General features: G+C 43.9%; 7 protein-coding genes. All 7 read left to right on the top strand.

What is annotated here, in order from left to right; translation table 11 throughout:
* Positions 1-218: 218 nt before the first annotated feature.
* The 7 genes from rpoB (at position 219) to ABZR88_RS17700 (ending at position 14,832) form a co-directional block, all read left to right on the top strand.
* Positions 219-4,022 carry a DNA-directed RNA polymerase subunit beta gene (gene rpoB / locus ABZR88_RS17730; RefSeq protein ID WP_107827303.1) on the top strand — a complete coding sequence of 1,268 codons (3,804 nt, stop codon included), beginning with the start codon at positions 219-221 and terminating at the stop codon, positions 4,020-4,022.
* Between the two features lie 144 nt (positions 4,023-4,166).
* Entirely contained in the window at positions 4,167-8,459 is a 4,293-nt protein-coding gene (rpoC, locus tag ABZR88_RS17725; RefSeq protein ID WP_107827302.1) for a DNA-directed RNA polymerase subunit beta', read from the top strand.
* 145 nt (positions 8,460-8,604) lie between these two features.
* On the top strand, positions 8,605-9,054 hold the full coding sequence (locus ABZR88_RS17720; protein WP_107827301.1) for a hypothetical protein: 450 nt from the start codon (positions 8,605-8,607) through the stop codon (positions 9,052-9,054).
* 99 nt (positions 9,055-9,153) lie between these two features.
* Complete coding sequence (locus tag ABZR88_RS17715; RefSeq protein ID WP_107827300.1) at positions 9,154-10,410, top strand: acyltransferase; 1,257 nt, start codon at positions 9,154-9,156, stop codon at positions 10,408-10,410.
* A gap of 233 nt (positions 10,411-10,643) precedes the next feature.
* A complete protein-coding gene (locus ABZR88_RS17710; protein WP_107827299.1) occupies positions 10,644-11,423 on the top strand; it encodes a polysaccharide biosynthesis/export family protein in 780 nt (259 codons plus the stop codon).
* Between the two features lie 18 nt (positions 11,424-11,441).
* The gene (locus ABZR88_RS17705; protein WP_107827298.1) at positions 11,442-13,865 is read left to right on the top strand and encodes a tyrosine-protein kinase; all 2,424 of its coding nucleotides are present in this window, start codon (positions 11,442-11,444) and stop codon (positions 13,863-13,865) included.
* A gap of 112 nt (positions 13,866-13,977) precedes the next feature.
* On the top strand, positions 13,978-14,832 hold the full coding sequence (locus ABZR88_RS17700; protein ID WP_107827297.1) for an ABC transporter permease: 855 nt from the start codon (positions 13,978-13,980) through the stop codon (positions 14,830-14,832).

Raw genomic sequence — 14,832 nt, 5'->3', positions numbered from 1 at the left:
CCATAGCGCACAGAGCATAAGACCCCGACCGGAAATTGGTCGGGGTCTATTGCCGTTTATATAGTTTGGATTTGTGATTTAGATCTGAGACATTAGATTTGAGGTATGGGTTTCAGAATCAAATAGTTCTGATTAAAGCTTTTCTCAAGTCTCAAATCTCATATCTCACAGCTCAAAATACACATCTACTAAATAATAGAACTTAAAATTATATTCCCTTGGCAAACAACAATAATCAAAGAGTAAACTTTGCAACCAGCAGGCACGTAATTGATTACCCTGACTTCCTGGATGTGCAGTTGCAATCTTTTAAGGAATTTTTCCAACTGGAAACAACTTCAGATAACCGTCACAAGGAAGGGTTATTTAAAGTGTTTGCTGAAAACTTTCCGATTTCGGATTCAAGAAACATCTTCGTTCTGGAGTTTCTTGATTATTTCATTGATCCGCCACGTTACGATATTCAAGAGTGTATCGAGCGCGGCTTAACTTACAGCGTACCGCTGAAGGCTAAACTGAAGCTGAGCTGTAACGACGAGGAGCACGAAGATTTTGAAACCATTGTGCAGGACGTGTACCTGGGTACCATCCCATACATGACCCCGAAAGGCACTTTCGTTATCAACGGCGCCGAGCGTGTAATTGTATCGCAGTTACACCGTTCACCAGGCGTATTCTTCGGTCAGAGCCGTCACACTAACGGTACTAAATTGTACTCTGCCCGTGTAATTCCTTTCAAAGGTTCATGGATTGAGTTTGCTACAGACGTTAACAACGTAATGTATGCTTACATTGACCGTAAGAAAAAATTCCCGGTTACAACCCTGTTGCGTGCTATCGGTTATGATTCAGATAAAGACATCCTGGAATTATTTGAACTGGCCGACGAGGTAAAAGTGAGCAAATCTGGTCTGAAAAAATATATCGGCCGTAAGCTTGCTGCAAGGGTGCTTAAAAAATGGGTGGAAGACTTTGTGGACGAGGACACCGGTGAGGTGGTTTCTATCGACCGTAATGAGATCATCCTGGAGCGCGAAACCGTACTTGAAGACGATCATATCGATATGATCATTGATGCAGGTGTTAAAACCGTTATCCTGAACAAGGAAGACGCAGGCACCAGCGGTGATTATACCATTATATATAATACTCTCCAGAAAGATACGTCTAACTCGGAGAAAGAAGCGGTAGAGCATATCTATCGTCAGCTGCGTAACGCTGAACCACCAGATGAAGAAACCGCTCGCGGTATCATCGACCGTTTGTTCTTTAGCGACAAACGTTATGACCTGGGTGATGTAGGCCGTTACCGTATCAACCGCAAACTGAAGATGGATACCTCGAGCGAGATCAAGGTATTAACCAAGCAGGATATTATTGCGATTGTTAAATACCTGATCAAACTCATCAACTCTAAAGCAGAGGTGGATGATATTGACCACTTGTCAAACCGTCGTGTACGTACCGTAGGTGAGCAGTTATATGCACAGTTCGGTGTTGGTCTGGCCCGTATGGCCCGTACCATCCGTGAGCGTATGAACATCCGTGACAACGAGGTGTTCACACCAACCGATCTGATCAACGCACGTACCCTGTCATCAGTTATCAACTCGTTCTTTGGTACCAACCAGCTGTCTCAGTTCATGGACCAAACCAACCCACTGGCAGAGATCACGCACAAGCGTCGTCTGTCAGCCCTTGGTCCCGGTGGTCTGTCTCGCGAGCGTGCAGGTTTCGAGGTTCGTGACGTTCACTACACCCACTACGGTCGTCTGTGTACTATCGAAACTCCAGAGGGTCCAAACATCGGTCTGATCTCTTCACTGTGTGTTCACGCGAAGATCAACCACCTGGGCTTCATCGAAACTCCATACAAACGTGTAGATAACGGTAAAGTAGCGGTTGAAGAACCAGTTATTTACCTGTCGGCAGAAGACGAAGATGGCAAAACCATCGGTCAGGCTAACGCATACTATAACGATAACGGTGTATTTGCCGAGCCACGTGTAAAAGCACGTTACGAAGGTGACTTCCCGGTTATTGAGCCAGAGCGTCTGGATTATATGGACATCGCGCCAAACCAGATCACCTCTATCGCGGCATCATTGATTCCGTTCTTAGAGCATGATGATGCTAACCGTGCCCTGATGGGTTCGAACATGCAACGCCAGGCAGTGCCATTGCTGCGTCCGGAGAGCCCAATTGTAGGTACCGGTCTGGAAGGCCGCGTAGCGAAAGACTCTCGTACGCTGATCAATGCCGAAGGCAACGGTGTGGTAGAATACGTTGATGCGAACGAAATCCGCATCCGTTATGACCGCAACGAAATGGATCGCCTGGTATCGTTTGACGAGGACGTTAAGAGCTACCGCTTAACTAAATTTAAGAAAACCAACCAGAGCACTACCATGAACCTGAAGCCAATCGTTAAGAAAGGCCAACGCGTTTCAACCGGAGAGGTGCTTTGTGAAGGATATGCAACTCAAGACGGCGAGCTGGCTTTGGGCCGCAACCTGAAAGTAGCCTTCATGCCTTGGCAGGGTTACAACTTTGAGGATGCGATTGTAATTTCTGAGCGTGTGGTATCTCAGGACATTTTCACTTCACTTCACATTGAGGAGTTTGAGCTGGAGGTACGTGATACTAAACGTGGCGAGGAAGAGCTGACACCAGATATCCCTAACGTTTCTGAAGAAGCGACTAAAGACCTGGACGAAGACGGTATCATCCGTATTGGTGCTGAGGTTAAAGAAGGCGATATCCTGATTGGTAAAATTACTCCTAAAGGCGAATCTGATCCTTCACCGGAAGAAAAACTGTTGCGCGCCATCTTTGGTGATAAAGCAGGCGACGTGAAAGATGCTTCGTTAAAAACTCCGCCATCAATTAGCGGTGTGGTAATTGATACCAAACTGTTTAGCCGTGCTAAAAAGACCTCAAAAGCTGAAGAGAAAGCACAACTGGATAAACTGGATGTTAAGCACGACAGAGCAGTTAAAGAACTGAAAGCCACTTTGGTTGATAAATTGTTCGAAATTGTTAACGGTAAAACCTCTCAAGGTGTTTACAACGTTTACAAAGAGCTGCTGACTGCTAAAGGTGTTAAATTCACTCAGAAGATCCTTGCTGAGATGAACTATGAGAACATCAACCCAACTAAGTGGACTACAGACGACGATAAGAACGACCAGATCAAAGCTACGTTGCATAATTACAATATTAAGCTGAACGAAGAACTGGGTGCTTACCGTCGCGATAAATTTGCGATCAGCGTAGGTGATGAGCTGCCATCAGGCATTGTACAGATGGCTAAAGTTTACATCGCTAAAAAACGTAAGCTGAAAGTTGGTGATAAAATGGCCGGTCGTCACGGTAACAAAGGTATCGTTGCCCGCATCGTTCGCGATGAGGACATGCCATTCCTTGAAGACGGTACTCCGGTAGATATCGTACTGAACCCACTGGGCGTACCTTCTCGTATGAACTTGGGCCAGATCTACGAAACAGTATTAGGCTGGGCTGGTAAAGAGCTGGGCGTTAAGTTTGCCACTCCTATCTTTGACGGTGCAACACACGAAGAGGTAGAGGGATGGATCAAGAAAGCTAACGTTCCGGAATCAGGTCGTACCTATCTGTACAATGGTTTGACCGGCGAGCGTTTTGATCAGCCAACAACCGTAGGTATCATCTACATGCTGAAACTGGGCCACATGGTTGACGATAAGATGCACGCGCGTTCTATCGGTCCATACTCGCTTATTACACAGCAGCCGCTGGGTGGTAAAGCACAGTTTGGTGGTCAGCGTTTTGGTGAGATGGAGGTTTGGGCACTGGAAGCATTTGGTGCAGCCAACATCCTGCAGGAGATCCTTACCGTTAAGTCGGATGATGTTATCGGCCGTGCCAAAACATACGAAGCTATTGTTAAAGGCGAGAATCTGCCAACACCGTCAGTACCAGAATCATTCAACGTATTGGTTCATGAGTTACGCGGCTTAGGTCTGGATATCACTTTAGAATAAGGTAAAAGGATAAAGGTGAGAGGTAAAAGGTTTAAGCCTTGCCTTTCACCCTTTGAAAATCATTTTAGATAACAGGAAAAGGAGTCGGTGAAAATTAAAACCTTTTGCCCTTAACCTTTCACCTTTAACCTACAAAAAAGAGCTATGTCTTACAAAAAGGATAATAAAATCAAAAGTAACTTTACCACGATTACCATCAGTCTGGCCTCTCCGGAGTCTATTCTGGAGCGTTCAAGCGGTGAAGTTTTGAAACCCGAAACCATCAACTACCGTACCTACAAACCGGAGCGCGATGGTTTATTCTGCGAGCGTATTTTCGGTCCGGTAAAAGACTATGAGTGTCATTGCGGTAAGTACAAACGTATCCGTTACAAAGGTATCGTGTGTGACCGTTGTGGTGTAGAAGTTACCGAGAAGAAAGTGCGTCGTGAGCGTATGGGCCACATCAACCTGGTGGTGCCTGTTGCGCACATCTGGTATTTCCGCTCGTTGCCAAACAAAATTGGTTACCTGCTGGGCTTGCCAACCAAAAAGCTTGACCTGATTATTTACTACGAGCGTTATGTAGTAATTCAGCCAGGTATTAAAGAAGGCGATGGCATCAATGCTATGGACTTCTTAACTGAAGAAGAATATCTTGACGTACTGGATACTTTACCAAAAGAAAACCAGTACCTGGATGATAAAGATCCTCAGAAATTCGTTGCCAAAATGGGTGCCGAGGCTCTGGAAGAATTACTGCGTCGTATAGACCTGGATCAGTTGTCTTATGACCTGCGTCACCAGGCTGCTAACGAAACTTCACAGCAACGTAAAAATGAGGCTTTGAAACGTCTGCAGGTTGTGGAAGCATTCCGTGATTCTAAAACACGTATCGAAAACCACCCTGAGTGGATGATCGTTAAGATTGTTCCGGTTATTCCGCCAGAGTTGCGTCCGTTGGTTCCACTGGAAGGTGGCCGTTTCGCAACTTCGGATTTGAATGACCTTTACCGTCGTGTAATTATCCGTAACAACCGTCTGAAACGTTTGATCGAGATCAAAGCACCTGAGGTGATTTTGCGTAACGAGAAACGTATGCTTCAGGAAGCAGTTGACTCATTGTTTGACAACTCACGTAAAGTTAACGCGGTTAAAACCGAAGGTAACCGTGCGCTGAAATCACTGTCAGACATCCTGAAAGGTAAGCAAGGCCGTTTCCGTCAGAACTTGTTAGGTAAACGTGTTGACTACTCTGCCCGTTCGGTAATTGTGGTTGGCCCTAACCTGAAACTGCACGAGTGTGGTTTACCAAAAGATATGGCTGCAGAGCTGTTCAAACCATTTATCATCCGCAAAATGATTGAGCGTGGTGTGGTTAAAACAGTAAAATCAGCTAAGAAAATTGTTGACCGTAAAGACCCATTGGTTTGGGATATTCTGGAGAACGTACTGAAAGGTCACCCAGTGTTACTTAACCGTGCGCCTACGCTGCACCGTTTGGGTATCCAGGCCTTCCAGCCAAAACTGGTTGAAGGTAAAGCGATCCAGCTGCACCCATTAACCTGTACCGCGTTCAACGCCGACTTTGACGGTGACCAGATGGCCGTGCACGTGCCACTTGGTAACGCCGCAATTTTGGAAGCGCAGATCTTGATGCTGGCATCGCACAACATCCTGAACCCTGCAAACGGTACCCCTATCACTGTACCTTCTCAAGACATGGTTCTGGGTCTGTACTACATCACCAAAGGCCGTAAGACCGATGAGAAAGAGGTAGTAAAAGGCCAGGGCTTAACTTTCTACTCACCTGAAGAGGTGATCATCGCGCTGAACGAGAAAAAGGTTGCACTGCACGCCTTTATCAAAGTTAAGGTTGATGTGAAAGAGAAAGACGGTAGCATTGTAAATAAACTGATTGAAACCACTGTAGGTCGTGTACTGTTTAACCAGCGTGTACCTAAAGAGGTAGGTTATATTAACGAACTGCTAACCAAAAAATCACTGCGTGATATTATTGGTGACGTAGTGAAAAACACCGGTATGGCTCGTGCGGCACAATTCCTTGATGATATTAAGGAGTTGGGCTTCCAGATGGCATTTAACGGTGGTTTGTCTTTCAACCTGAAAGATGTTAACATCCCGGCAGAAAAAATTACGCTGATTGATCAGGCTTCTAAAGAAGTTGAAGAGGTAATGAACAACTATAACATGGGTTTCATTACTAACAACGAGCGTTATAACCAGATCATCGATATCTGGACCCGTATCAACAACCGCTTAACATCGAAAGTAATGGAGATATTAAGCAACGATAATCAGGGCTTCAACTCTGTTTATATGATGCTTGATTCAGGTGCCCGTGGTTCTAAAGAGCAGATCCGTCAGCTGGCCGGTATGCGTGGTCTGATGGCCAAGCCGCAGAAATCAGGTTCAGGTGGTGAGATTATCGAGAACCCGATCCTTTCTAACTTTAAAGAAGGTTTGTCGGTACTCGAGTACTTTATCTCTACCCACGGTGCCCGTAAAGGTCTTGCGGATACGGCGTTGAAAACGGCGGATGCTGGTTACCTGACCCGTCGTTTACATGACGTTGCTCAAGACATGATTGTTGGCGAGCCGGATTGTGGTACACTGCGTGGTATTTTTACTACTGCACTGAAAGACAACGAGGATATTGTAGAGCCATTATACGATCGTATTTTGGGTCGTACTTCACTGCATGATGTACATGATCCTATCACCAATGAACTGCTGGTTAGCGCCGGTCAGGACATTGACGAAGATATTGCTAAAAACATCGAGAACTCTCCGCTGGAAGGTATCGAGATCCGTTCTGTACTCACTTGCGAAAGCAAGCGTGGTGTATGTGCGCTTTGCTACGGCCGTAACCTGGCCAGCGGTAAACGCGTACAGGCTGGTGAAGCTGTGGGTGTAATTGCTGCACAGTCAATCGGTGAGCCGGGTACACAGCTGACACTTCGTACATTCCACGTGGGTGGTACCGCATCTAACATCGCGGCAGAATCTCAGATCTCTGCGAAGTATGATGGTATCATTGAGTTTGAAAACGTACGTACCGTTCAGTTTGAAACTGCTGAAGACGGCACTGTTGATGTAGTACTTGGCCGTTCGGGCGAGTTCCGCATCCTGGAGCCAGGCAGCAACAAAGTGATCATGACCAATAACATTCCATACGGTTCTTACCTGTACATCAAAGATGGCGCTAAGATCACCCGTGGCGAACGTATCTGTTCATGGGATCCGTACAACGCGGTAATTATCTCTGAGTTTGCTGGTATTGCCCAGTTTGACGCTGTATTAGAAGGTATCACCTTCCGCGAAGAATCAGACGAGCAGACCGGTCACCGTGAGAAAGTAATTATCGATACCCGCGATAAAACCAAAAACCCGTCTATCCAGATCTGGGAGAAACGCGGTGGCAACATGATCAAAGGCTACAACATTCCGGTAGGTGCGCACATCGCAGTTGATGAAGGCGAGAAGATCCAAACCGGTCAGGTTATTGCCAAGATTCCACGTTCTACCGGTAAAACCCGAGATATTACAGGTGGTTTGCCACGTGTAACCGAGTTATTCGAGGCACGTAACCCATCTAACCCTGCGGTAGTAACCGAGATTGACGGTGTGGTAACCCTGGGTGGTGTTAAACGTGGTAACCGTGAGATCACTATCGAGTCTCGTGACGGTCAGGTTAAAAAATACCTGGTACCACTGTCTAAACACATCCTGGTACAGGATAATGACTTCATCAAGGCTGGTATGCCACTGTCAGACGGTTCAATTTCTCCGTCAGACATCCTGGCAATCAAAGGCCCTGCTGCCGTACAGGAATACCTGGTTAACGGTATCCAGGAAGTTTACCGTTTACAAGGTGTGAAAATCAACGATAAACACTTCGAGGTTATCGTTCACCAAATGATGCAGAAAGTATCGATCGAGGATCCGGGTGATACCCGCTTCTTAGAGCGCGAAGCTGTTGACGGATGGGATTTCATGACCGAGAACGACGATATCTACGACAAAAAAGTTGTAACCAATCCAGGCGATTCAACTACCCTGAAATCAGGCCAGATTGTATCATTGCGTAAACTGCGCGATGAAAACTCTGTACTGAAACGTAAGGATATGAAACTGGTTGAGGTAAGAGACGCTATCCCGGCAACTTCAAGCCCAATGCTGCAAGGTATTACCAGAGCATCGTTAGGTACCAAATCGTTCATCTCTGCCGCATCGTTCCAGGAAACTACCAAAGTACTGAACGAGGCTGCTATCGCCGGTAAACGCGATAACATGCTGGGTCTGAAAGAGAACGTAATTGTTGGTCACTTGATTCCATCAGGTACCGGTATGCGTACTTACGACAATATCCGCGTAGGTTCTCAGGAAGAGTTCGATCGTCTGATGGCATCTAAAGCCGAAGAGGTTGAAGCCTAATAAGCAAACAATTAATACGTGATATTCTAAATTTAAGCCTCCCGGCAACGGGAGGCTTTTTTTGTTGCTATCTCCTGCTATAGTACTTGTATTATATTAGTACTGGAATAGTATTTTTATATCATATCAATTGAGGTATCCCACAATGAAATACTGGAGGTTTATATTTTTTGCACTGGCTTTTTTATTAGGTATAACCTGGTTTATACGGCAGATTACTAGCGGACCGGAAGATGTCTATGAGCCATTGTTAAAGAATGGGGTGGTCTTTAAAGGAGTTGTTTTGAAAGCAGACGTATCTAACAATCACGCCTTTGGGGTACTTCATCTAAAAGTTGTAAGCAGTTCTGTTAGTGTTTTTAATAAGAAAGCCTCATTGGGACTGAAGTATCCTTATCAAATTAGAAAAGGCGAAGCAGAGCTTTATGCTATCGTTGCAGATATTGAGGCCGGCGATACCGTGGCCGTTAACTCAGACAAACAATTGCTAACGTACCACCTTGCCAAAAGTAAGGAAAGCTATCAAAGCGACCTTTTTATGGTTCGTGATCCATCCAATATTGAGTATATGGAGCAGTACACAGCGTTCAAATAACGATTGATTGCCAGGAAGTTTTATGCTGGCAGTTAAAAATTAATTCCATTATAATCAAACAGGCTTTATTAATTTAGGGCGCATATTTAGTTTTTAACATTGATCATAGCCAAGGCACCTGTTGTAAAAAAAGGTATAGACCGTAATCTAGAAGCGTTGCGCGGTTTTGCGGCTCTGGTGGTAGTGTTTAATCACATTGAGGCGCTGCATAAAGCTTTTGACGCCAATTTTTTGCCAACGCTTACTATTGTGCTGGCGCCTAACGGGCATTTGTTTGTATTGGTGTTTTTTGTGCTGTCTGGCTACGTTATCGGTATCAGTCACCAGGAGCCTATGCGTGGGCCGGTCATCGGTTCATACATCAAAAAACGCTTGCTCAGAATCTATCCCATCTACATCATCGCAACTCTGTTTGCTTTGTTGATTACCCATTACTCGTTTACAGGCTGGGATATTGCCTGCAATTTCCTGATGCTACAGACGCTGCTGGCTTATCCTATTTTTGAAAACGGACCTACCTGGTCACTGCATTATGAGATGGTTTATTATGGCATTTTTATACCCATATCTCGGTTCAGGGTTAGTCCGCTGCTTATTTTAGGAATTTCACTGGTGTTGGCTTTGGGGAGCGCGGGTATCTTTTCGGCCTACTTTTTAGGTTTGAGTTACTGGATCTCTGGCTTATGCATAGCCCGGTATTTTAAAAATAAGAGCGATGGCGTTGCGTATAATAAGCTCTTGTCGCTGTTGTTTTTATTGCTTTGCCTTGATCAAGTGTTGTCGCGCGCGGGAATGCCTAACCTGGTGAAACATCTGCAGTATCAGCTGCCTGTAAATCATCTTTTTGATTGGTATCACCTGCAATCGCCATTACTGGGTTCTACCCGTGATTTATTCTTTTTACCATTTTATGTTTTTGCGGTGATGATATTCGCCGGTATAAACTGGCGATATGAACGGCAATGTTTCGGGCTGATCAATGCTATCATCGCTTCGGCCATAACCGTGTCTGTTAATGCCATGCTGGATGGACATAAGGCAAACATGGGGGCTTACTTTATAGCCATTGGTTATTACCTGCTGTTTCTGTTGTTCTGGCTTGTTGAAGGCGGTTGGTTGGCCTTGGTAAGCAAGCCTGTAATACGATTTGGAAGCTGGATTGGCGGTATTTCCTATGCATTATACATTGTACATGCGCCAATATTGTTTGTTATCGGGCGTTTTACGTTTTCAGATCAGGTGGTAACTAATTATGTTATAAAAGTGATTTTGTTACTGTCAATTTCTACTGGATTTGCCTGGTTGCTTGAAAAATGGTTTCAACCGCGCATTAAGCAATTGTTAAATAGAGCTTAACTTATTTAAAAATAACACACGCAGGGGTTAATTGCTTATATTAAAGCTTTATTTGATTGCAAGTTCAAATTGCTTTTTTTTCATTGTTAATGGCTGATTTGTTAAGACTTTTTAAAAAAAAGCGTAAACTATTATAATATTGCATAATAGATTTAAAATGATAACTTTGCCTTAAATCTGTTTCTACCTATTAAATAAATGAGTACCGACCGGTTGTCGCATATTTCTTTAAAATGAAAATAACCCTCAACAGACTCCATATTTTATCCATTTTTGCTGTACTGTGTTTGCTTTTTTCCTCATGTAGTAATGAGAAAAACCTGGTTTATTTCACTAATCTGCGCAAAGACAGTGTGATTTTGGTGCAAGCCCACGCTCTTCAGACCATTATAGCCAAAAACGATATTCTGCAGGTAAACATCAGTACCCTTGATGAAACTACCAACCGCGATCTGAATTTGGGTGCGTCTGCAAACTCAAACGTAGCCGGCGCAATTAACGGTTACCTGGTAGACGAAACCGGCGTTATTAAGTTGCCGCAGTTAGGTGCTATTAAAGCAGAAGGACTAACAAAGAATCAGTTGGCCCAGGTAATTACCGATGCGTTGTTAAGCAAACAATTGGCTAAAGATCCAATAGTTACCGTAAGGATATTGAATTACAAAATAACCGTACTGGGCGAGGTTCAGCATCCGGGTGTAGTAGCTGTACCGAATGAGCGCATTACGTTGCCTGAGGCATTGGGTGAGGCTGGTGATCTGACACCTTATGCCAGTCGTGACAGTATTAGGTTGATAAGAGAAGCTAACGGCAAACGTATTGTCAAGATATTTAGCCTTAATAAAGATCAGGCTTTTGATAGTGATATTTATAACCTTCAGAATCAGGATATTATTTATGTAAAGCCTTCAAAGCTGAGGGCAGAATCTACAGACCGCTCACTACAGTATGCATCTATTGGCATGAGTGCAGTGTCATTATTATTGGTGCTTTATATTCAATTGGTAAAATAACCGGCAGCATTATAACAGATGGAAAACTTGCAAAAAAGGGAAGATATATCAAGCGCTGTTGAGCAAATAGCCACCAAAAACGCTTTTACTGTACTTGCTTATCGTTATTTACCGTTTTGGCCCATATTTGCGTTTTGCATAATCGTATCATTGGTGTCGGCCTACTTTTATCTGCATTATCAAACGCCCATATACGAGGCCAACTCTACTATCATTTTAAATGATGAGAGTTCTGGCAACAAGAATACCAATGTGTTGGATGCGTTGGGTCTTACAAACTCTGGTAAGAGCACAGATAATGAAATGTTGGTTATCAAGTCGCGCACCATCACTAATAAGGTGGTTGATACGATGGCTTTATATTCGCAAGTATATGCCAAGGGAGCTTTGCGCGATATGTTGATTTACCCTAGCCCTGTAACCTTTGTATCATTACACAAATCAGATCTGGATAGAGTGCAGGGCAAGCAGCTGTTTTTTGAGTTTTTGCCTGATGAACAATGTGTGGTTTACGCGGGTAAACGTTACCCACTCAATGTGCCAATTGATTTGCCTTTTGGTAAATATAAAATTGTACCTGCTGCTGCGGACAGGCCCGAAGATCTTCGCAGGTTTAAAGGAAAGTATTATCTGAAACTACAATCTATCCAGTCCGCTGGTTACGATTTGATAGGTCACCTTGGCGTAAGTTCGCCAACCAAGCAATCGGCTATAATTAACCTTAAAACAACAGACCCGGTTCCACAAAGAGCCGAGGATGTTTTGAATATGGTGATGGCGGTTTACAACCTGGAAGGGATTGCCTATAAAAATAGTACATCGGCCAACACACTGAAGTTTATTGAGAACAGGTTGAACATCGTTACCACCGAACTTTCTAACGTTGAGGGCGATTACACCGATTTGCGTAAACGTGAAGGTATTATTGACCTTTCTGAGCAGGGACATAATTTTATGTCGGCCGTTCAGGATGTTGATAAGCAGGAAGCCGAGATACAAATACAGCTAGCGGTTTTAGATCAGATAGAGCGTTACATCTTTAGTAAGAACGGTGATTCTGGAACTGTGCCGGCCATGCTTAACCTGAATGACGAGGTTATGAAAGGCTTGCTGCAGCGTTTGGCAGAAGCTGAATCTCAATTAGTACGCCTGCGCCAAACCAGCGGCGAGAATTCGCCAGGCATTAAGGCGCTTAAAGACGAAATTGAAAGCCTGAAGCCAAGCATGCTGGAAAACGTAAAGAACCTGCGTGCCGGTTTATTGGCAACGCAGCGAAAATTGCGCGAGGTAAGCAATAAAAATATGGGGCAGATGAAAGACGTGCCGCAAAAGCAGCGTGCATTGTTAGAAATTGGCCGTCAGCGCGATATTAAGAACAATATTTATACTTACCTGCTGCAAAAGCGTGAAGAAACGCAGCTGGGTCAGGCCTCAGCCATGGCAGATAGCCGTATTATTAACTACGCAGAGGCAAAAGGACCGGTTAAGCCTATTCCGCTTAATATTTACCTGGTAGCACTTTCATGTGGTGTTGTTGCTGGCATCATCTTCGTGTTGATCCGTGAGCAGTTTAACCAGGGGGTATTGTTCCGCTCAGATATTGAAAGAGGTACTGACGCTGCGGTGCTGGCCGAGATATTACTTGATGAAAGCGGCGAAACACTGGTAATTAAAGATGGTAAGCGAACGGTTATTGCAGAACAGCTGCGCACGCTGCGTACCTCATTAAATTATATAGGAGTACAAGGCGATAATAAAACTATTCTGCTCACCTCATCTATATCTGGCGAGGGTAAAAGCTTTATTGCCATTAACCTTGCCGTAAGCTTATCACTTACTGGTAAAAAGGTAGCTTTATTAGAGTTTGACCTTCGTAAGCCAAAAGTGAGCCGTATGCTTGAAATTTCTCGCGAGCCCGGCATCAGTAACTATTTGGCGGGCTTGGCAACGCTTGAGGAGATCTCGGTAGATATGTCTGCCAAAAATATTCAGAATTTGACAATTTTGCCAGCCGGTGCTATTCCTCCAAATCCAACGGAGTTGATGCTGAACGGTAGGTTAGATGTGCTGATGGCAGAGCTGAACAAAAAATATGATTACATTCTGATCGATTCGCCGCCAATTGGTTTGGTTACCGATGCCAAATTACTTAACGTGTATGCCAGCGCAACGCTGTACATGATCAGACATAAATATACCCCTAAAATATATTTACATATGATACAGCATTTGTATGTAAATAAAGAGCTGAATAATATCAATATCGTATTTAATGGTCTTAGATCGCGTGGTGTGTTAGGCTATGGCAGAGGCTATGGTTATGGCTACGGCTACGGGTACGGATATGGTTACGGTTATGGATACGGCTATGGCTATACACAAGAAGATGAAGAGCCAAAAGGCATTAAAAAAATCTTCAATAAAAAAGAGCGTTCATCATAACGCAGGCTTTTTTATCAATTGTTTTAAGCCTTGAGATGACCGTCTTTGTTTAGCTTGATATGTAGTGCTGTGAAAGTGCATTATGGATATATCTTGGCAATAAAGAAGCAGCATGGAAGTTAACTCTGAAAATGAGAATTGGGATTTAGAGATACGCGCTAATGACAATCTTTTTAATCTACATTTAAAAGATGTCTGGAATTACCGCGATTTGCTCTGGTTGTTAGTTAGAAGGGATTTCGTTTCGTTTTACAAGCAAACTATTTTAGGACCGTTATGGTTCTTTATTCAGCCCATTTTTACTACACTGGTATTTACCGTTATTTTTAATCAGTTGGCCAATATTAAAGTTGGCAGTGCTCCGCCTATGCTGTTTTACATGGCAGGCACCGTATCATGGAATTATTTTTCTGACTGCCTTACCAAAACTTCAACTGTTTTTAGAGATAACTCTGCCATTTTTGGAAAGGTGTACTTTCCGCGGCTTATTATGCCGCTTAGCATTGTGGTATCAAATCTGGTAAAGTTTGGCGTGCAGTTCATTTTATTTACAGCATTGCTGGTGTTTTTTATGTTTAAGGGCCTGGCGCATCCTAATGCTTATATATGTTTGTTCCCCATCATCATGTTGCTGATGGCATTACTGGGTTTAGGCGTTGGGCTAATTGTTACTGCAATGACTACAAAGTATCGCGACCTTACGTTTGTGGTTACTTTTGGTATGCAATTATTAATGTATGCCACCCCCATTATTTATCCGTTGGCCGCCGCTCCCCAAAAATACCGTTGGATTATAGCACTTAACCCCATGTGTGGTTTGGTTGAAACGTTTAGGTACGGTTTTATTGGAGCCGGGCAATTTTATTCAGGCGCCTTTTTTTATAGCGTAGCCGCAAGTCTGGTTGTGATGGTTTTAGGCCTGGTGGTGTTCAATAAGGTTGAAAAGAATTTTGTTGATACGGTTTAA

This window comes from Mucilaginibacter yixingensis (assembly GCF_041080815.1).
Taxonomy (GTDB): domain Bacteria; phylum Bacteroidota; class Bacteroidia; order Sphingobacteriales; family Sphingobacteriaceae; genus Mucilaginibacter; species Mucilaginibacter yixingensis.
The sequence above is the reverse complement of the archived record's forward strand: the minus strand, read 5'-3'. Positions and strand labels throughout refer to the sequence as shown.

Excerpts from the sequence above, each read along its gene's own strand:
- ABZR88_RS17710 (WP_107827299.1), top strand. The coding sequence starts at position 10,644 with ATGAAAATAACCCTCAACAGACTCCATATTTTATCCATTTTTGCTGTA.
- ABZR88_RS17705 (WP_107827298.1), top strand. The coding sequence starts at position 11,442 with ATGGAAAACTTGCAAAAAAGGGAAGATATATCAAGCGCTGTTGAGCAA.
- ABZR88_RS17700 (WP_107827297.1), top strand. The coding sequence starts at position 13,978 with ATGGAAGTTAACTCTGAAAATGAGAATTGGGATTTAGAGATACGCGCT.
- rpoC (WP_107827302.1), top strand. The coding sequence starts at position 4,167 with ATGTCTTACAAAAAGGATAATAAAATCAAAAGTAACTTTACCACGATT.
- ABZR88_RS17720 (WP_107827301.1), top strand. The coding sequence starts at position 8,605 with ATGAAATACTGGAGGTTTATATTTTTTGCACTGGCTTTTTTATTAGGT.